An 18,447-nucleotide genomic window follows, 5' to 3' on the forward strand; every position below is an offset into this window, starting at 1 on the left:
AGATTTGTATGCTATCGAGTGTCCATTCGGCCAACGATATCCGAATTGTTGAGAAAGAAGCGCGAAGCCTGTCTGAAGCCGGTCACGAGGTCACCGTCGTGGCGCGGCCCCCGTGCGCCAGAGAACCAGGCTCTATCGAATTTAGACCGGTCGAACTGCCGGCTGTCGCACGATGGAAACGGCCCTGGGTAATGGGGCGAGCCGCGACGATGCTGGCGCGCGCGACCGGGGCGGAGGTTGTGCAATTTCACGACCCGGAGTTGATCCCTTTCGCGCTGTGGCTGAGGTCGCGGGGTTGCAAGGTGGTCTACGACGTTCACGAGGATGTACCGGCGGATATTTACTCGAAGAAGTGGATCCCTCGATGGATGCAGCCAGCCGTCGCGCTCGGCATGGAATTGGTGGAGCGATACACAGCGCCCCGTTTCGATGCGATCGTCGCCGCGACGCCAACCATTGCGAAGCGGTTTCGCGACTTCGGTGCCGCGGTGACGCTCGTCCGAAACAGCGTACGGCTGGACGAATTCATTGAGCCGACCGCCACCACCCCGCGCACGAGACAGGCGGTCTATGTCGGGCACGCGAGTTTCAACCGTGGACTTGTCGAGATGGTCGAAGGCTGCGAGGCTGCAGGGCTGCCACTCGTTATCGCCGGGAGCATCGGCGCGCCCGAAACGGACTGGTTAAACGAATCGTCGGCGAATGTCATCTACCGCGGAATGCTAGGCCGATCCGAAATCGCTGCTTTGCTCAATCAAAGCCTCATTGGGCTTTGCCTTTTCCAGAACGAACCAAATCATCTTTACGCAATGCCGACCAAGATCTTCGAGTATATGGCTGCTGGAGTTCCAGTCATCACTAGCGACCTGCCGAGATCGAAGGAAATCGTCGAAACGGCGGGTTGCGGATTTTCAGTCTCGTTGGAAGACAAGAAAGGGTTGGTGGAACGGTTATCTTTTTTGGCCGACGCGCCCAATCGGGCGCTCGAATTGGGGCTGGCGGGCCGAGCGGCGGTCGCCAAGGAGTATAATTGGCAGCACGACGCTGGGGAGCTCAAAAAGCTCTATCAGGAGATTTCTTTGCGCCGGCCGGCAGCATGAACATCTGGCTGCTGCATCCTTTTGCGGGCGGGCCGGGGCTGGGCCGTCACTGGCGGCCGTTCTGGCTTGCGGACGCCTGGGGCAGGATGGGCCATCGCGTGGTGGTGGTGAGCGCCGGCTTCCATCATCTGCACAGGCAACCCCGGGCTCCGGGTCCGCAACGGATCGAAGGGGTCGATTTCTGGTTTCTCGAGACGCCGCACTACGGCAAGGGTAGTCTCGGTCGTCTTTTGAACAACTTGAGCTTCGGGCCGCAGCTTAAGGCGAGTTCGGCTGCGATCGCCGCGCAATTCGGTTTGCCGGATATCGTCATTGCATCGAGCCCGCACCTGTTCTTCGTCTCGGCGGCTCATAGGCTGGCGCGGAGTTTCGGTGCCAAGTTCTGGCTCGAAATCCGCGATCTCTGGCCGGAGAGCATCATGGCTCTCGGGATGACCCCTCGCTGGCACCCGCTGATGAAAGTGCTCGGCTGGAAGGAGCGCTCCGCCTATCGTTCGGCCGACCGCGTCATTTGCCTGTTGGCTGGTGCGGAAGCACACATGCGCACTCGCGGATTGCCGGCCGGCAGATTTACGTGGATTCCCAACGGCGTTTCGGACGGTGAGATCCAACGCGCGCTGGCGCTTGATTGCCTGGACCATCCCCTGATCGACTGTATCAACCGCATCCAGCGAGAGGGCAGGCGCGTCGTGCTCTATGCGGGCGGCATGGGTCCTCCCAACGCGATGGAGGTGATCATCGATGCCGCCGCTGAGCTCGGAAAAGCGAATGCCAAAATCCATTTCATTCTGATTGGCTCAGGCACCTCGCGAGCCGAACTGAAGCAGAGGGCGGCGGGTCTTGGAAATGTGGAATTCCACGATGAAGTTGAGCGCTCGGTCGTCCACGGCATGCTTAGTGCATCCGATTGCGCCGTCGTGTCCTTCCATGGGAACGCGCTTTATCACTACGGTATCAGCCCAAACAAACTGTTCGATTATTGCCTCTTCGCGCCGCGCATCGTCATTGCCTGCGACGTGAAGGCGCTGGCCGGACTTGAAGACCTGGTGACGTCACAATGCGCGCCCGACGATCCAGCCGCGCTCGCGGCATCTCTGGTCTCGGCACTAAACGATCCAAAGCGTCCACTGAGCGACCGGGTCTCGATCGCACGGCGGTACAGCTACTCGACCCTGGCCGCGCGATACCTTGGGAAAATAGGCGATCTGGGTTGAAATGTGATCCCGGCGGCGCTCAAATTTTAAAAAAGTACTTTTGAGTCAATCACTTGCATTGTTCATTGCGTGAACGATTTTGCTTGACGTTCATCGTTTGAACGCGCTAGTTGCTGCCCAGGCAGGGACGAGAGATGGTGAGCATTCTACCGACCGACGAAAAGGACAGCGACCGGCTCGTGCTCGGTTTGCTTAACTCCGTCGAGGCAGACGGCGCCAGATCACAGCGGCGGATCGCCGCGGAACTCGGGGTCGCGCTCGGCCTCGTCAATGCTTACCTCAAGCGCGCCGTCAAGAAGGGGCTTGTCAAGGTCGGCCAGGCGCCGGCGCGGCGCTATGCTTATTACCTCACGCCTCAGGGGTTTTCCGAAAAATCGCGGCTGACCGTCCAGTTCCTTTCGGATTCCTTTTTGCTTTTCCGCAAGGCGAAGGAGGAATACGCGAGGATCCTGGACCGCGCCCAGGCGCTCGGCCTCAGGCGGATCGTGCTCGCTGGACACTCAGACCTGTGCGAAGTCGCGATCCTGAGCGCGGTCGACACGCCGGTTTCAATCGTCGCGATCGTCGATGTCGATGCCGTGGCAGGCCGCTTCATCGGCGTCCAGGTGGTGCCCTCTTATGCGTCGGTCGGCGAGCCGTTTGACGCCGTCGTCGTGACCCACCTGACTGCCGCGCGAAACGTGTTCGACGATGCGGTTAGTCGTTTTGGAGCAGAGAGAGTGCTAGCGCCCGATCTGCTCGGCTTGCGCCCGAGACAACAGCAGGGAGCGGTATCATGACGATTGAGCGCGACTCCCGCTGGTACGTTGTCCAAACGCAGGTCAATGCAGAGGCGAAAGCTGCAGCGAACCTCGGCCGCCAGGAATTTTCGGTCTATCTTCCGCGTTACCTGAAGCGTCGCAGTCATGCCCGGAAGGTCGAGACCGTGGCGCGCCCGCTGTTCCCGCGCTACCTCTTTGTCGCAATCGATCTTGCGGCGCAGCGCTGGCGCTCCATTCAGTCGACGCTTGGCGTCTCGCATCTTGTTTGCGTGGGAGACCGGCCAGCGCAAGTTGATGACCGCATCATCGATGCGCTGAGGGCGCGTGAAGACAAGGTCGGATTCATCCGGCTAGAACAGCGACCGGCTTTCTCTGCGGGCGACAAGGTGCGAATCGTCGAGGGCGCATTTGTCGACAGTCTCGCTCTTGTGGAAGATGTGAGCGATAACCACCGCGTGGCCTTACTTCTGAGCCTCCTAGGCCGCAAGGTTCGCGTGTTCGTCGGAGCGGATCTGATCGCCGCGGCATGACTCTGTCGGCCCCTCGGCAGGCGTCGTTCGAAGTTTGTTGGCTCGGGTGTGAAGTCGTTTCACCCCGAGTGCGGTAGCTTGAGACAATTGCAGTCAGTCGGGAGGAGTGAGAGTCCAGATGCACTCATTTGCGTTGATAGGAGCTGCCGGTTACGTGGCGCCGCGTCACATGCGGGCGATACATGCCGTAGGTGGTGATCTGAAGGTCGCTTACGATCCAAATGACTCGGTTGGTATCCTGGACAGCTATTTCCCCAATGCCCACTTTTTTACCGAGTTCGAACGGTTTGATCGCCATGTCGACAAGCTTCGACGTCGCGGCGAGAAAATCGATTACGCTTCAATCTGCTCGCCCAATCATCTGCACGATGCGCATTGCCGTTTCGCTCTGCGGTCAGGAGCCGATGCCATCTGCGAGAAGCCGTTGGTTCTCAATCCCTGGAATATCGACGGACTGGCTGAGATAGAGCAAGACACCGGCCGGCGCATTTCGACGATCCTGCAACTGCGACTTCATCCCGCCATCGTCGCCTTGCGAGAGAAATTTGGGACCAGCAACAAGCGCCACAAGGTCGAGCTCACCTATATCACCTCGCGCGGTCGCTGGTATTATACGTCCTGGAAAGGCGAAGATGCCAAATCGGGAGGAGTAGCTACAAACATAGGTGTGCACTTCTTCGACATGCTGAGTCACGTGTTCGGTTCGGTCACGCGCAACGAGGCGCACCTGCGCGAGCGCGAGCGCGCGGCCGGATTTCTCGAATGCGCGCGCGCTGATATCAGCTGGTTTCTGTCGGTCGACAGCAGCGATCTGCCGGCCGAGGTTCAAGGCAAGAAGACGACCTTCCGGTCGATCACCGTAGATGGCGAGGAGGTCGAGTTCTCAGAAGGTTTCACGGACCTCCACACGCGCAGCTACGAGGAGACCTTGGCCGGGCGGGGTTTTGGTCTTGAAGACGTGAGGACCTCGATCGAAATTGTGTCAACCTTCCGCCAAGCGCCATTAAAGACCGGGCATGAGTGGCAGCATCCCTCTGTACGAAGGGGATCATTTAGATGACCGAAATGAAAGAGGATCCGCGATTTCCGGGCGCGCTGATCCACGTCTCGAGCTATGTGGACGACGGCGCCGTCGTCGGGCGGGGGACGAAGATCTGGCACTTCTGCCACGTGCTTGCCGGAACCGTCATCGGCGAAAATTGTTCGATCGGACAAAACGTCATGATCGGACCCCGCGTGAAAATCGGCAGCGGATGCAAGATCCAGAACAACGTGTCCCTCTATGACGGTGTAGAGCTCGAAGGCGATGTGTTCTGCGGTCCGAGCTGCGTATTCACCAACGTCAACAATCCCCGGGCCAGTGTTTCGCGCAAGGATGAATTCCGCAGCACGCCCGTCGGGCGTGGGGCCAGCATCGGCGCCAACGCCACCATTGTGTGCGGCCATTCGCTTGGTCAATACTGCTTCATCGGTGCCGGCGCCGTCGTAACGAAGGATGTGCCGGGGTTCGCCTTGATGGTCGGAAACCCGGCGCGGCGCATGGGCTGGGTAAGCCGAAGCGGCGAAAGATTGGGCGCGGATTTGGTATGTCCGCGAAGTGGCGAGCGCTATCGGGAGCTGTCGCCGGCGCAGATCGCGCTTATCGTCTGAGGAGGCACGGTCGGTGGATATTCGCGGCAAGCGCTTTGTGGTGGTCGGCGGCGCTGGCCTCATCGGTTCCCACGTGGTGGATCAGTTGCTTCAGCAAGACGTGCGCGAAATTGTAATTTACGACAATTTCGTCCGCGGAACGCGCGAGAATTTGGCGGGCGCACTGCGCGATCCTCGTGTCAGAGTTTTTGAGGCTGGCGGGGATATCACGCAGGTCGATATCCTTGATGCGGCGCTCAAGGGGGCGGACGGTGTTTTTCAGTTCGCCGCGCTGTGGCTGTTACAATGTCACGAATATCCGCGCACCGCGTTCGACGTGAATGTCCGCGGTATGTTCAATGTGCTCGACAGTTGCGTCCGCAATGGCGTTACTCGGCTGGTCTGGTCATCTTCTGCTTCGGTTTACGGCGATGCCGTGGAGGAGCCAATGACGGAGGACCATCCCTTCAACAACAAGAACTTCTATGGGGCCACCAAGATCTGCGGCGAAGCGATGGCGCGAGCCTATCACTTCCGGTATGGGCTCGATTACGTCGGCCTTCGCTACATGAATGTGTATGGCCCGCGTCAGGATTATCGTGGCGCATATATCGCCGTCATCATGAAAATGCTGGACGCCATTGATCGAGGCGAGGGACCCACCATTTACGGCGACGGATCCGAAGCATTTGACTTTGTGGCGGTCGAAGATTGCGCTCGCGCTAACCTTTGTGCCATGCGTGCGAAAGCCACGGATCGCCTTTACAACGTCGGTACAGGGACGCGCACCTCGCTCAGGGAGGTCGCCGAGAAGCTTCTCAATTTGACCGGCTCGAACCAGCCGATCAAGTATGCTCCCCGTAGCCAGGCGACCCTCGTGCGCAACCGTATCGGCTCGCCGAAGCGCGCGGCTGACGAGATCGGGTTTTCGGCACAGATCGAGCTAGACGACGGTTTGAAGCGGCTCATCGATTGGAGGCGTAGTCACATGGACTGTGTCGATGGTTTGCGGGACCGCGTGGCAACTTAGCGACGATATTTAGTGAATTCGTCAGCATGCAGATGGCCGACCTCTTTGGCCATGAAGCTTTATCAGACGGGTCGACCTCTGATGAATAGTTTAGTGGCGTCGGCGCAGTGGCTTCGCTCCAAATCCAAGCGGCTAGTTGCCTCGATGCTGCGATTGCATCTCTCCCGGGCCGAACGTGAGCTCGGATTGGTGCCTGGTGCTCTCAGCCGCGTCGATTCGTTGCTGATCGCCCGGCGCCGCAACGAACTGCTAATCCATGTCGTCGATGAGGAAAGTGCAAGATTGCATCTGACCTCGGGGGTCACCGTGCAGGAGGCGGTGACGAATATACGGCAAGGGGTGATCGAGCGGGTTATTGCGGTCGTGAGGCAAGACTCAGGATTGCAACATTTTCAGTTGCCTGAACTGCTTCAAGCATGCCGGCGCCATCCCGATATCGCCGCCGCTTGGCTCGAGAGTGTTGTATGCAACAGAAAATACAATGGAGGCGACGAAGCGACCAACGTGTTTTCCGCGATCCGTTCGATACGCGCCAACGAGCCGCTTATAGATTTTTTCGGAGCCGGTGAGCTTCCCTTCGAAATGAAGGAATTCATGCCCAGTTATCTCTGGGCCGAGCCAAAGAAGCGATCAGCTGTTCTGCTGAACAACTGTTACTACTACTACGAAGTACTTGCCGCCGCTTTACGTCGCCGGGGTTGGGAGGTGCGTACCGCTTCCTTCGAGCCTTTAGACAGCCCGTCCAGGAAATTCTATTGGAATCGGGAGGAGGTCATCTACGATCCCGACCCGATAGAAAACCGTCGCAAAGCTGCCGAATTCTTTAGATCGGTGGTCGAGCGGTTTGGGGTGGTCCAACTCTACGGCCAGTTCCAGATGAGTTGCTTCAAGGAGAATTGGTCTTTCGGGGGAAAGAGTAGCATTCCCTGGGACTTTCTTGAGATGCGCCGCAGAGGGATCGTCGTTGGATACACACCAAGCGGGTGCCTGGACGGTGCGCGTCAATCGTCTATTCGTCGCGTTTCTGGCGGCATGTGCAGTCGATGTGTGTTGGAGGATCAGCCTACATTTTGCTCGGATGAACTCAATGGCGGCTGGGCCGAACAATTGGATCTGATGTGTGATTGGGTCGGCCTGGAGAATGACTATGCCGTCGATGAGCGGACCGGGCCCCGCTATGTACGTCGTCCGATAGTGACAGGGCTCGATCCTTCTATCTGGACGCCTGAACTAACCGTTCCAAGAGAATACGTGATTGACCGGCGGCCGGATGAAATTCTCGTTTATCATGCGTTTGCGAACAAGCGCACACGCCAAGCGGATGGGCGGGATTCGAAGGGGTCTGCTGTCGTTGTCGCAGCTGTCGAGCGCCTTCAGCGTGAGGGAATTCCTATAAAGCTATTCTATGCGACGGACATTCCGATAACCGAAGTGCGATTCTATCAGGCCCAGGCTGATATTGTCGTTGATCAGCTCTACTATGGACGCCTTGGCTCAAATGCACGCGAGGCACTGATGTTGGGGCGGCCTCTTGTGACTCGGATTGATTCAGCGCAGGACGGGCGCGCCGAGCCGCTGGATTCGATGGCTACCGTTCCGGCCATTCCAGCCGATGAATCGACGATCTATGACGTACTTCGCCGATTGGTCTTGGAACGCGACTCGCTTCGCGAGATCGGAAGGCGATCACGGGAATATGCGCTCAAATGGCACTCCGATGACGTCTGCGCAGCTCGTTTCGAGAGAGTCACTGACAGGGCTCGGGCCGGCCTCGCTGTCGATATCGACGAACATCCTTACGTGTGAACGGCGGCCAAAGGGGGAGCCGGTGAAGAACCAGCAAAACAAGGAAGATTTGGAAGCCTTTCTTCCAATCGCGAGACCGGCAACCGGTCCAGAAGAGATCGAAGCCGTCAAGAAGGTTCTGGAAAGTGGGTGGCTCACCCAAGGGCCATTCGTGGCTGAGTTCGAAAGAGCGTTTGCTTCCCGACATTCCGTCAAACATGCATTCGCTGTGACTTCCTGTACGTCCGCGTTGCACCTGGCGCTTGTCGTGCTCGGCATCGGTCCGGGAGACGAGGTGCTGGTTCCCGCGTTCACCTGGGTAGCCACTTCCAATGTGGTCGTGCACTGCGGAGCAAGGCCGGTCTTTGTGGACATCGATCCCGGCACCTTTAACGTAGACCCAGATGCGGTCCGTGCGGCCCTAACCGAGCGTACCAAGGCGTTGATCGCCGTGCACCTGTTCGGGCGGATAGCTCCCATGGATGAATTGCGTGCAATCCTTCCTGAGGGCATGCCAATCGTTGAGGATGCCGCTTGCGCGATCGGGGCTTCTTTTCGCGGCCAGCCTGCCGGCTCGTTGGGACAAATAGGGTGCTTTTCGTTGCACCCGAGGAAAGTCGTGACGTGTGGAGAAGGGGGCGTGGTCACGACGAACGACGATAAACTCGCGGGGCTCATCGATACTTATCGGAACCACGGCGCCAGCGTTTCAGAGGAGATACGACATCGTGGCGCTCGTCCATGGGAGCTTCCCGCTTTCAAGGTGTTTGGCTTCAATTACCGGATGACGGATATTCAAGCTGCAATTGCGGAGGTCCAACTGCGTAAGCTGGATCGCTTCATTGAAGAGAGACGTCAATTGGCAGATCATTACGATGCCCGTCTTCAGTCGATTGAATGGATAAGCGCACCGGAGCGGCCGGATCATGCGGGACACTCGCTTCAGGCCTATGTCGCTACGATCGATCCGCAGCGTGCGCCCGTGTCCAGAAATCGCGCTTTGGAAATACTCCAGGCGAAAAAGATCGGGGCGCGTCCCGGAACCCATGCGGTAGTGGCGCTAGAAGCGTATAGAAGAGAGTTCGGGGTCGATCCGCAGCGCTTTCCAGGCGCCATGGCTGCGGAGGCACAGTCCATTGCCCTGCCGCTTCATAACGAAATGGATTTCGCGGATGTCGATCGGGTGGTGGAAGCGCTGGAGAAGGCTGAATGAACGCTGACGTTATTCAAAAGCTTTTCGGGCGACCCCTGCCTGTTGAAGGTGGAACGTTAGATTTGGGCCATCGGCGGCTGGTCATGCGTGACGGCATTCTTCGCGGCGGCGAAATCGAGGATTCAGGCCAGGCCCAGACGGCTGAAGCATTCGGGTTCAAGTGGGATCGGACGGAGAGCTATCAATCTGAGCATCTTCGGCAGAAAACCAAGACGTGGTTGATCGAGCGCTACGGAGATCTCCTCGAACTGCTTGGCAAGAGAGATCGCGTGCCACTCTTGTTAGATGCGGGCTGCGGATCCGGCTTTACGGCCAGCTTGTTGTTCGGAGAGAAGCTGCGTGGCACGGCCTATGTGGGCGCCGATATCTCGACGGCAGTTGAATTGGCCCGCGAAACTATCCAAGGACTGGCCGGCGAAAGCTTGTTCCTCCAGTGCGATCTGATGGAACTGCCGTTTCCAAAGTACAGCTTCGATCTCGTATATTCGGAGGGGGTGCTGCATCACACACCGTCGACGCAGGCTGCGATCCAGAAAACGGCCGCGCTAGTTGGGCCTGGTGGACTCTACGCCATCTACGTTTACGCGCGAAAGGCCCCGGTTCGAGAGTTCACCGACGACTATATTCGCTCCGCATTGACCAAAATGCCTCCCGAGAAAGCCTGGGAGGCAATTCGCCCACTCACGCTCTTGGGAAAGGCCCTTGGTGACCTCAACGTCAGAGTCGATGTTCCTCAGAATGTGGATCTGCTCGGAATTCCAAAAGGTGAGATCGATATTCAGCGGCTGTTCTATTGGTATGTCTGCAAGATGTTTTACGACGAGAAGCTCACCCCTGAGGAGATGAATCATATCAACTTCGACTGGTTTGCGCCTCGCTACTCGCATCGACAGACCCCGGAGCAGGTGCGCGCATGGTGCGAAGGCGCGGGCCTCCGCATCGAGCGCATTAAAGTTGAAGAGGCAGGAATTACCGTGGTCGCACGCAGGCCTGTGCACTAACCCCGGCGGTATTTCCGATGTGTGGTATCGCCGGGCTTTTTAACCTAGACGGCCGTCGCGCGGACGGTGCCGTTATCACTGCGATGCGGGACGCGATTGCGCATAGAGGTCCGGACGGGGCAGGACTCTTCCTCGACCAGTCGTTCGGCGTTGGGCACCGGCGCCTTGCGATCATTGACCTCCGGGACCTGGCAGGTCAGCCTATGAGTTCTCCTGATGGTCGATGGACAATCGCCTATAATGGGGAGATTTACAATTTTCGCGAGCTTCGCGCTGATTTTGAAAAGCGAGGCTGGCAGTTTCGCACACGGTCCGATACTGAGGTCCTGCTCGCAGGGATCGCGACAATCGGAGTGCGAGAAACTGCCCTACGTTTAAATGGCATGGCCGCTTTTGCGGCCTGGGATCGGCAAACGAGGCGGTTGTTTCTCGTTCGGGATCGATTTGGGACGAAGCCACTTTATGTTTGGCGCAGGCCCGGCGTGCTGGCGTTTGCGTCGGAAATCAAAGCCTTTTACCGTCATCCTGATTTCAGCGTAAAGGTCAACTCTTCTGCTTTGCGCGAGTATTTCACCTTTCAGAACTTGTTTCGGGATCACACGCTGTTCGCTGGGGTCGAGCATGTACCAGCTGCTTCGATCTTGACCGTCGACCAACATGGTGAGCGGATCGAGAGATATTGGGACTATGATTTTTCAAACACCATCGACTTGGACGAGACCGAAAGTGTAGCGGCGCTCAGAAGCTTGATGGGCGAGGCGGTCGAGAGACAACTTGTCTCCGACGTTCCAGTCGGGGCCTATTTATCCGGCGGCATAGACTCCGGTTCGATCGTCGCACTTGCTGCCAATCGAATTCCGCGCTTGCAGACATTTACGGCCGGATTTGAATTGTCGAAGACCGAAGGCATTGAAGCAAGCTTTGACGAGCGTCGTGCGGCAGAACTCATGGCGTACTCCTTCAAGACCGAGCACTATGAACAGGTCATAAATTCCGGCGATCTCAATTGGTCGTTATCGCGCGTGGTCTGGCATCTCGAAGACCTGCGCCTGGGGATGAGCTACCCGAATTTTTACATCGCTCGGCTGGCTTCCAAGTTTGTGAAAGTCTGCCTTTCGGGCGCAGGCGGGGACGAACTCTTCGGCGGCTATCCCTGGCGCTATTATCGGGTGTTCCGGTCGTTAGACAAACAGCACTTCCTGGAGAACTACTATCAGTTCTGGCAGCGGCTGACGACGGGCGAGGAACGACGTGAAATGTTCGGGGCCGCCGCCAACGACGAAGACGAGATGTTCGACGTATTCTCTGGCGTATTCGCGAACACGGGGAACATCGGGTTCGATACCCCCGAGGAGCAAATCTCGGCTTCGCTGTATTTCGAGTGCCGGACTTTTCTTACAGGGTTGTTAACCGTGGGAGATCGGCTCTCGATGGCTAATGGGCTCGAAGAACGTTTTCCCTTTCTCGACAACAAGCTCGTCGATTTCGCGATGCGGCTGCCGGTTCGACATAAGCTCTCGGATCTCGAGCACATGCTCCAGATCGACGAGGATGCGTTAAAGAAGAAACTCCTCGCGCAGGAGGCATTTTCGGGCGGCAAGAGCTGTCTGCGTCAAGCCATGTCCCAGATCGTGCCAGAAGAAGTCATGCAACGGAGGAAACAAGGATTCTCGGCGCCTGAGGCCTCTTGGTATCGCGGCGAGAATGCTCAGTTTGTCCGCGACATGCTCGAACCGGGCAAACTGGCATGCACGGAGTTTATCAATCCGAAGTTTATCGTCAGGACGGTGAACGAGCATCTTTCCGGCAAGTTCAATCATCGTCTATTGATATGGTCGCTGTTGTGTTTTGAGCAGTGGTGCCGAACGTTCCTCGGGCTGCAGGGAACTGCGGCTTGAGCGCCCTGCAGAACCACGACGTGGACGTGCGGTCGTTGCAATCGTCCGATGACGCGGCGGCATATGCTCGGTTCCTGGAGCTTTCTCCCGCTGCTACCGTTTATCATTCGGTTCCTTATCGGGATCTCATGCTCCAGTCCACCGGGGGCCGACCGCGATATGGGTTGGCATGGCGTGGAAGGGAAGTCATCGGAGCATTGCCGCTCATGTTCATAGATGGCCCGCTGGGATCGGTGGCAAATTCACTGCCCTTTTTCGGCAGTCACGGCGACCTGCTGACGGGCGATGTCGGTGCTGCCGCAGCACTGCAGCGATGGTTTCACGATCAGATCAGACAAGACAACGTGGCTGCTGCCACCATCATCTCCAACCCGTTTGACGATGCACCACAAGCGCGCTGGGAAGATTCGACGCTTGTCGACGAGCGCATTGGCCAGTGGACGCCTCTTGCCGACGAAAGCGGTGAACCTGTCGATCTTCACGGCGCGATTGATGGCTCTGCGCGGCGAAATCTTGCCAAGGCACAAGCCGAACGGGTTACAGTTGAGGTCGACAACACTGCTTTGGAATTCCTGGCGGCGTGCCACAGGCTCAACATGGCCGAGATCGGTGGGCGGGCGAAGCCGGAAGCGTTTTTCACGGCGTTGCCTTCCGTGATGAATGCGGGGCGCGACTACCGCATCTATCTTGCGAGGCGCGACGGCAGTCCGATCGCCGCTCTTCTTGTGTTCCTGTTCAAAAACTTCGCGGAATACATCATGCCCGTCACCGCACCCGGCAACCGCGAATACCAGCCGACCGCGGCGCTCATCTTGCGCGCGATGCAGGACGCGCAATCAGAAGGGCGACGGATTTGGAACTGGGGCGGAACCTGGACGAGCCAAACGGGGGTCTACAGGTTCAAGAGAAAGTGGGGGGCGACGGAGAAGCGGTACGCCTACTACTCATACGTGCGCAATAGACGTGTTCTCAGCCAAACTGCCGAGGCCCTGACTGCCGGTTACCCATATTTTTTTGTGGTGCCATTCTCAGGCTTAACGGAGGTTCGAGAGGGCGTATGACGGGCAAACCTTGGGCCTACCTGTCGAGTGGGCCGCGGACGGCAGTGCTGAAGCGGCTGATTTCTGAAGGCTTTGATATCTCCGGAGTCTATGTAACAGATCCGCAGCGGTGGCCGAAGGTCGCATCGACCGTGAGCTATGCCAACGCTGTCGGTCTGCCGGTTCACATCCTGCGGCGTGAGGATCTCTTGAAGCCTCCCGAGGAATTGCGAGACGCCCAATGCCTTTCCGTTGGTTTTGGTTTCATCCTGCCCAAGGCCTTTCTCGCGCATGTCGGCGTCTGTCTAAATGTCCATGGAACTCTGCTGCCTAGATATCCCGGGGCGAGGTCGCTGAACTGGCTGCTCGCGAATGGCGACCGGGAAAACGGCGTGACTGTGCACGTTGTCGATGAGGGGGTCGACACGGGACCCATTGTCCTGCAGCGTGCATTCGAGCTATCGACTTTCGAGAGCGCAGCGAGCCTTTCGCGCAAAACGCTTGAGTTCGAGCCGGACGTTGTTATCGACGCACTGCGGCTCTTTGAACGAGATGGGCTGTCTTGCGCTGCTCCACAGCCTCCGCAGCAAGGCGCCCGTTTTCCGGACCGCGCGCCAACGCATTCTGAGATCGACCCGGAAAAGCCGCTTGCAAGCCTGTTTGACGAAATTCGCGCAGCGGATCCGGATCGCTTCCCCGCTTTTTTTTTCGTGGACGGCCAGAAGGTCTGCGTCAGGCTGTGGCGGCCGGACAAGCCCGTGGACGAGTGGGATCTGATTTGAACGTCGGCTTCCGGCTTCGCGGAACGAGCGCCAGTTAACACGAGAGGACTAGCGATGCGCAGTAATCGTATGCTCAATGTGATCAGGTCGCGATTGTTTGGACCGGCGCCTCAGAGCGCCGCGACACCGGCGGCGCTGGCAGAAGAAAATGCTGCCGAGCAAGAGCGAGCGCGCCACGAAGCCTCGTTGCGAGCGACCTATTCGAATGGTGCCCTGCCGGGCAAGTTCTCGATCAATCTTGGGGCCGCTCCTTGCAACCATTCCTGCCGCTTTTGTCCACAATCGGTCCACAAGCCGAGGCGAGCGTCCTGGCTCGACTTGGATTTGTTGCGCAAGGTCGCAAGCGAAATGCCGGAAGAGGGGATGGAAATCAATATTTCCTCGTACTCCGAAACCCTTGCCGCTCCGAACTTGCTTTCAGCCGTCCGCTTGCTCAAGGAAGTCCGTCCGAAGCTCAGGATCGCTATGGCGACAAACGGTTCCCTGATGCGTGAAGATGTAGTCGTGGGCCTGATAGATGCAGGTTTGGACCACTATTCATACAGCTTTGATGCCCCGGACCGCCAATCCTACGAACGACTGATGCAGGTGGACCACTTCGACAGAGTTTGGAAAAATCTCGATCGCATCGTGGATTTGCGGAACGCACGCAACTCGAAAATGCTCATTACCACGCATATCATGGGTTTCGAGGAATTCCGGGAGTCATATGAGCAGTTCAAGGCCTACTGGGAGAAGCGGGTCAATTTGGTCTATTGGCGCGAGGTTGGCAATTGGGGCGGCGAGACCTGGGGCCTTGAGGAAAAGCTTGCCGAAGGAGGGTTTACGGTGCCGCAAGCTACGCAAAAATCTTCGCGCGTGCCTTGCACATCGATTTTCATGCACTTCAAGCTTCAGCACGACGGCCGGTATGCTCCCTGCGTGGCCGCCGTCCCAGACTACTTGCCGAGCGAAGAACGGCACAAGGTCGGCTACATCGGCGACGCCCGCGAGATCACGTTCATGGCAGCTTGGGAGCGTTTGAGTGACATGCGCCAGGCGCATCTACGCGGAGAGTGGGACCGTTATGAGTGCTGCAGGACTTGCAATATCTGGGGCCTCTTTACGAACGGATGGGAGGATCGTGGAATCAATCTTCCTGACCAACCACGGTTTCACGTGCCTGGGATCGAGATTGCGCAGTAGTCGCGATCCGGCTCGCCGTTCATTGGTAAGATTGCTGCGATGGTAACTGGCGGAATTGTTGCGGTAAGTTGCCGCGGCGTGAGCAAGCGCTTCGCCATTGTCGAAGCAGGGAAGCTTTGGCGCGTAGCGCTGGGATTGACCGGCAACATGGAGAGCTTCGAGGCGCTGCACGATGTGAGCTTCGATGTGCCAAAGGGACAGTTCGTCGGAGTGTTGGGCCGAAACGGCGCTGGAAAATCGACGTTGCTTCGCGTTATCGGCGGGGTGTATCCCGCCGATAGTGGATCGGTGAGGATTAACGGCGCGCTGTCGGGACTCTATGAACTCGGGATCGTTGGCAATTCCCAGGCAACGGGGCGCGAATATGCGGATCGGTTGCTCACCGTCCACGGCTTTGCCAAGCGCGAGCGACAGCGCATGATCCTCGATATCCACGAGTTTTCCGAACTCGGCGCGCGCTTCGAAGATCCCGTTCAGACCTATTCGGCCGGAATGGCTGCGCGGCTCTACTTCTCGACTGCGACGGCGGGCCAGTATTCAGTTTATCTACTCGACGAAATCCTCTCGGTCGGCGATCAGCATTTTCAGGCAAAGTGTTGGCGTCGACTTCAAGACCGACTAGCTCATGGAGCCTCCGGAATTCTCGTCACGCATGATTGGAGTGCCGTGTTGAAGCTTTGCCAGACGGCACATGTGCTCGACCGGGGCCGCATCGTCTTCAGTGGTGCTTCGGAACGGGCGGCGAGAATCTATCTGTATGGCGACAGTGCCGTCGGCGAAATGCGCCGTGATCTGGCTGCATTCATCAAGACGCCGCCTGGACTAATCTCTGCGCGTCAAGGTGACGATCTCGTCGTCCCGGCCGAGATCGAGATATTTCAGTCCTGCGACGTCTGTTTTGGCTTTGTTATCGAGCGGATGCAGCCTGGCTTCGGTTGGGAGACCGTCATCGTGACGAAACGGCCAGTTTCGGTTGGTTCAAGGCCGGGTCGTCGGCGGGTTGAAGCGCGGGTACCGAGCCTACCGATCGAGCCGCTAACTTATCAAATCAGTCTTCAGCTGAGTTCACCCGATCCGGGGGCCTCGGGGCAATTCTTACTCCTCGATAGCGTTGGGTGGCTCTCCGGCAATGGGATCGCGCTCGAAGTGCTTGGGGAGAGCGGTACTCAACTTTTCCATGCGACCTGGAGCGTTGCTGCGGCATGAGCGCCTCAGTCAACGCAGAGCACGTGTCCAAATCCTTCGTTCTGGCTCAGCACGGTGGCTACACGAGCCTGTTCGAAGCGCTGCGGGCCGGTCGGCCCTCGGTAACGCAGCGCGAGATTCATGCGCTTCGGAACGTCTCGTTTTCCATCGGGCCCGGTGAGCGGGTCGGGATCATAGGACGAAACGGCGCCGGCAAAACCACTCTACTGTCACTGCTGGCTGGTATCACCCAGCCGACAGCCGGCAAAGTTGAGGTCGTTGGGGACGTGCACGCCATGCTCACGATAGGCATGGTCCTGCGAGAAGAGGCCACGGGCCGGGAAAACATCCTTCTGGACGGTGCGGTGCATGGTCACTCACGGAGTTTCATCGAGGAGTTGGCACCCAAAATCGTGGAATTTGCAGAACTTGGCGATTTCATTGACAGACCGGTTCGAACCTATTCTTCCGGGATGAAGGCTCGGCTGGCGTTCGCAATGGGGGCGTTCACGAAGTCGGACATTCTGGTCATCGATGAGACGCTTTCAGTGGGAGACGCAACTTTCTCACGCAAAGCGACGCGCAGGATGAAGCAACTGGCGAACGAGGGACAGATCGTGATCGCCGTAAGCCATAGCATGGGTGCGATTGTCGACATCTGCGATCGATGCCTTTGGCTAGATGGCGGAAGTCTGATAATGGATGGCCCTGCGGGTGAAGTCACGGATGCCTATGTAAAAGCGGTAGAAAAAGCCGACGAGGCGGAACTGGCGCGGAAGTTTCAGAACGCAGATTTTGGCGATCCTCGTCCAGACTGTGGGACGATCGTCGGAATCGACATCAAGCAGGACGGAGGTCAGATCGGTTCTTCCGCCCGTGCCCTGGTCCCGGTTGAAATCACCCTGCGCGGCCAGCTGAAGAGCCCCGAGGGACGCGCAGACATTGAGCTCCGCTGCACCCGGGTTGATGGTCGACAGATCTGGAGGGATCGCTTGTCAGCGCACGATGGCCGGCTTCGGGATCGCGAGGCATTCGAGGTGAACGTCCGGATGGACCCGCTGGTCCTTGGGGCCAATCTGTTCAGACTTGACGCCATGCTCGTCGATGATCGGGGGGTGTCTTGCGGTATGTCGCGTGTGTTCGAAGTCGTGGATCACGACCCGCCCATCGGCGGGCGACCGATGCTCAACGTCTCGCCTGAAATCGACGTTCAGGTTCTTCAGGAGGCCGATCAATGATCCTCGCGGGCTTTGACCAGCGCGACTTTGCCATGCTGAAGAGTCTGTTTCGGATGAATCTTGGAGATCGCTTTCTGGGATCCAAACTTGGCCTTGTCTGGGCTGTGCTCTCGCCACTCATGCTGATGGGAACTTTCTGTTTCGTGTTCACCGTTGTCTTTCCGGGACGTCTGCCCGGAAAGGAGGGACCCATCCCCTTCCTGATTTGGTTGATCAGCGGTTATGGTCCCTGGCTTGCCGTGAACGAGGGTCTCATGAGCGCCACGAATTCCGTCGTTTCTAACAGCGGTGTAGTGAAGAACGTCGCATTCAAGTCCGAGATCTTGCCGATTGTCGGAGCCATGATGGGCATCGTGCCACTACTCGTGGCAATCGTAGTGGTTCTCGGATTGCAGGTCGTCGGTGGTGAGCTTCCTAAATGGACTTTGATCCTGCTGCCTTTCGCAATGATCGTTCAACTCGTGTTCTTGTCTGGAATCGGTCTGTTTCTGGCGGCTCTCAACGTTTTTGTGCGTGATACGGCGTTGATTCTGCCAAACCTGCTACAAATTATCCTGTTTGCGTCGCCGATCTTCTATCTGTTGACCTCCTACCCGGCGTTCGTCCGGCCGCTTCTTGTCTGCAATCCCTTCTATGCTCTGGCCGAGCTCTATCGAGGCATTATCGTCGACGGCAAGCTGCCGGAATTTTGGATGATCGCCTATCTCGCAGTGGTCTCAATAGCTCTGTTCGTAGGCGGCCTATGGTGGTTCCGCAGGCTCAAGCTGTTCTTTGATTCAAGGCTTTGAAGCAGGGTGCCTTTCCTATGCAAAGCCGAAAGGGCCGATGTCGAGGCAGAGGTTCAAACCCAGCAATC

General features: G+C 57.8%; 17 protein-coding genes. All 17 read left to right on the forward strand.

Annotation, left to right across the window (positions count from 1 at the left end; translation table 11 throughout):
• Positions 1-8: 8 nt before the first annotated feature.
• The 17 genes from AAFG16_RS18460 to AAFG16_RS18540 all read left to right on the forward strand — a co-directional run bounded on the left by AAFG16_RS18460 (position 9) and on the right by AAFG16_RS18540 (position 18,379).
• Positions 9-1,100, forward strand: coding sequence for a glycosyltransferase (locus AAFG16_RS18460; protein WP_342740937.1), 1,092 nt, complete (start codon positions 9-11; stop codon positions 1,098-1,100).
• Entirely contained in the window at positions 1,097-2,314 is a 1,218-nt protein-coding gene (locus AAFG16_RS18465; RefSeq protein ID WP_342740107.1) for a glycosyltransferase family 4 protein, read from the forward strand. The genes AAFG16_RS18460 and AAFG16_RS18465 overlap by 4 nt, the downstream gene beginning before the upstream one ends.
• Positions 2,315-2,448: 134 nt before the next feature.
• Positions 2,449-3,093: a winged helix-turn-helix transcriptional regulator gene (locus tag AAFG16_RS18470; protein WP_342740108.1), complete on the forward strand. Its 645-nt coding sequence runs from the start codon at positions 2,449-2,451 to the stop codon at positions 3,091-3,093.
• Positions 3,090-3,605: a transcriptional activator RfaH gene (locus tag AAFG16_RS18475; protein ID WP_342740109.1), complete on the forward strand. Its 516-nt coding sequence runs from the start codon at positions 3,090-3,092 to the stop codon at positions 3,603-3,605. The genes AAFG16_RS18470 and AAFG16_RS18475 overlap by 4 nt, the downstream gene beginning before the upstream one ends.
• Before the next feature lie 118 nt (positions 3,606-3,723).
• A complete protein-coding gene (locus AAFG16_RS18480) occupies positions 3,724-4,665 on the forward strand; it encodes a Gfo/Idh/MocA family oxidoreductase (RefSeq protein WP_342740110.1) in 942 nt (313 codons plus the stop codon).
• Positions 4,662-5,255: a DapH/DapD/GlmU-related protein gene (locus AAFG16_RS18485; RefSeq protein ID WP_342740111.1), complete on the forward strand. Its 594-nt coding sequence runs from the start codon at positions 4,662-4,664 to the stop codon at positions 5,253-5,255. The genes AAFG16_RS18480 and AAFG16_RS18485 overlap by 4 nt, the downstream gene beginning before the upstream one ends.
• 13 nt (positions 5,256-5,268) lie before the next feature.
• Positions 5,269-6,264 carry an NAD-dependent epimerase/dehydratase family protein gene (locus tag AAFG16_RS18490; protein ID WP_342740113.1) on the forward strand — a complete coding sequence of 332 codons (996 nt, stop codon included), beginning with the start codon at positions 5,269-5,271 and terminating at the stop codon, positions 6,262-6,264.
• Between the two features lie 51 nt (positions 6,265-6,315).
• Positions 6,316-8,070, forward strand: a complete 1,755-nt coding sequence (locus AAFG16_RS18495) for a hypothetical protein (protein ID WP_342740115.1) — start codon at positions 6,316-6,318, stop codon at positions 8,068-8,070.
• Positions 8,071-8,092: 22 nt separating this feature from the next.
• A complete protein-coding gene (locus tag AAFG16_RS18500; protein ID WP_342740116.1) occupies positions 8,093-9,262 on the forward strand; it encodes a DegT/DnrJ/EryC1/StrS family aminotransferase in 1,170 nt (389 codons plus the stop codon).
• Positions 9,259-10,263, forward strand: coding sequence for a class I SAM-dependent methyltransferase (locus tag AAFG16_RS18505; RefSeq protein ID WP_342740117.1), 1,005 nt, complete (start codon positions 9,259-9,261; stop codon positions 10,261-10,263). The genes AAFG16_RS18500 and AAFG16_RS18505 overlap by 4 nt, the downstream gene beginning before the upstream one ends.
• Positions 10,264-10,280: 17 nt before the next feature.
• Entirely contained in the window at positions 10,281-12,161 is a 1,881-nt protein-coding gene (asnB, locus tag AAFG16_RS18510; protein ID WP_342740118.1) for an asparagine synthase (glutamine-hydrolyzing), read from the forward strand.
• On the forward strand, positions 12,158-13,222 hold the full coding sequence (locus AAFG16_RS18515; protein ID WP_342740119.1) for a GNAT family N-acetyltransferase: 1,065 nt from the start codon (positions 12,158-12,160) through the stop codon (positions 13,220-13,222). Before asnB ends, AAFG16_RS18515 begins: the two co-directional genes overlap by 4 nt.
• Positions 13,219-13,983 carry a formyltransferase family protein gene (locus AAFG16_RS18520; RefSeq protein WP_342740120.1) on the forward strand — a complete coding sequence of 255 codons (765 nt, stop codon included), beginning with the start codon at positions 13,219-13,221 and terminating at the stop codon, positions 13,981-13,983. The genes AAFG16_RS18515 and AAFG16_RS18520 overlap by 4 nt, the downstream gene beginning before the upstream one ends.
• 54 nt (positions 13,984-14,037) lie before the next feature.
• Positions 14,038-15,168, forward strand: a complete 1,131-nt coding sequence (locus tag AAFG16_RS18525) for a radical SAM/SPASM domain-containing protein (protein ID WP_342740121.1) — start codon at positions 14,038-14,040, stop codon at positions 15,166-15,168.
• Positions 15,169-15,246: 78 nt separating this feature from the next.
• Positions 15,247-16,374: an ABC transporter ATP-binding protein gene (locus AAFG16_RS18530; RefSeq protein WP_342740122.1), complete on the forward strand. Its 1,128-nt coding sequence runs from the start codon at positions 15,247-15,249 to the stop codon at positions 16,372-16,374.
• Positions 16,371-17,591, forward strand: a complete 1,221-nt coding sequence (locus AAFG16_RS18535) for an ABC transporter ATP-binding protein (protein ID WP_342740123.1) — start codon at positions 16,371-16,373, stop codon at positions 17,589-17,591. Before AAFG16_RS18530 ends, AAFG16_RS18535 begins: the two co-directional genes overlap by 4 nt.
• Positions 17,588-18,379, forward strand: coding sequence for an ABC transporter permease (locus AAFG16_RS18540; protein WP_342740124.1), 792 nt, complete (start codon positions 17,588-17,590; stop codon positions 18,377-18,379). The genes AAFG16_RS18535 and AAFG16_RS18540 overlap by 4 nt, the downstream gene beginning before the upstream one ends.
• The last annotated feature ends 68 nt before the right edge of the window (positions 18,380-18,447 follow it).

The organism is Bradyrhizobium sp. B117, from assembly GCF_038969555.1.
In the GTDB taxonomy this organism is placed as follows: Bacteria; Pseudomonadota; Alphaproteobacteria; order Rhizobiales; family Xanthobacteraceae; genus Bradyrhizobium.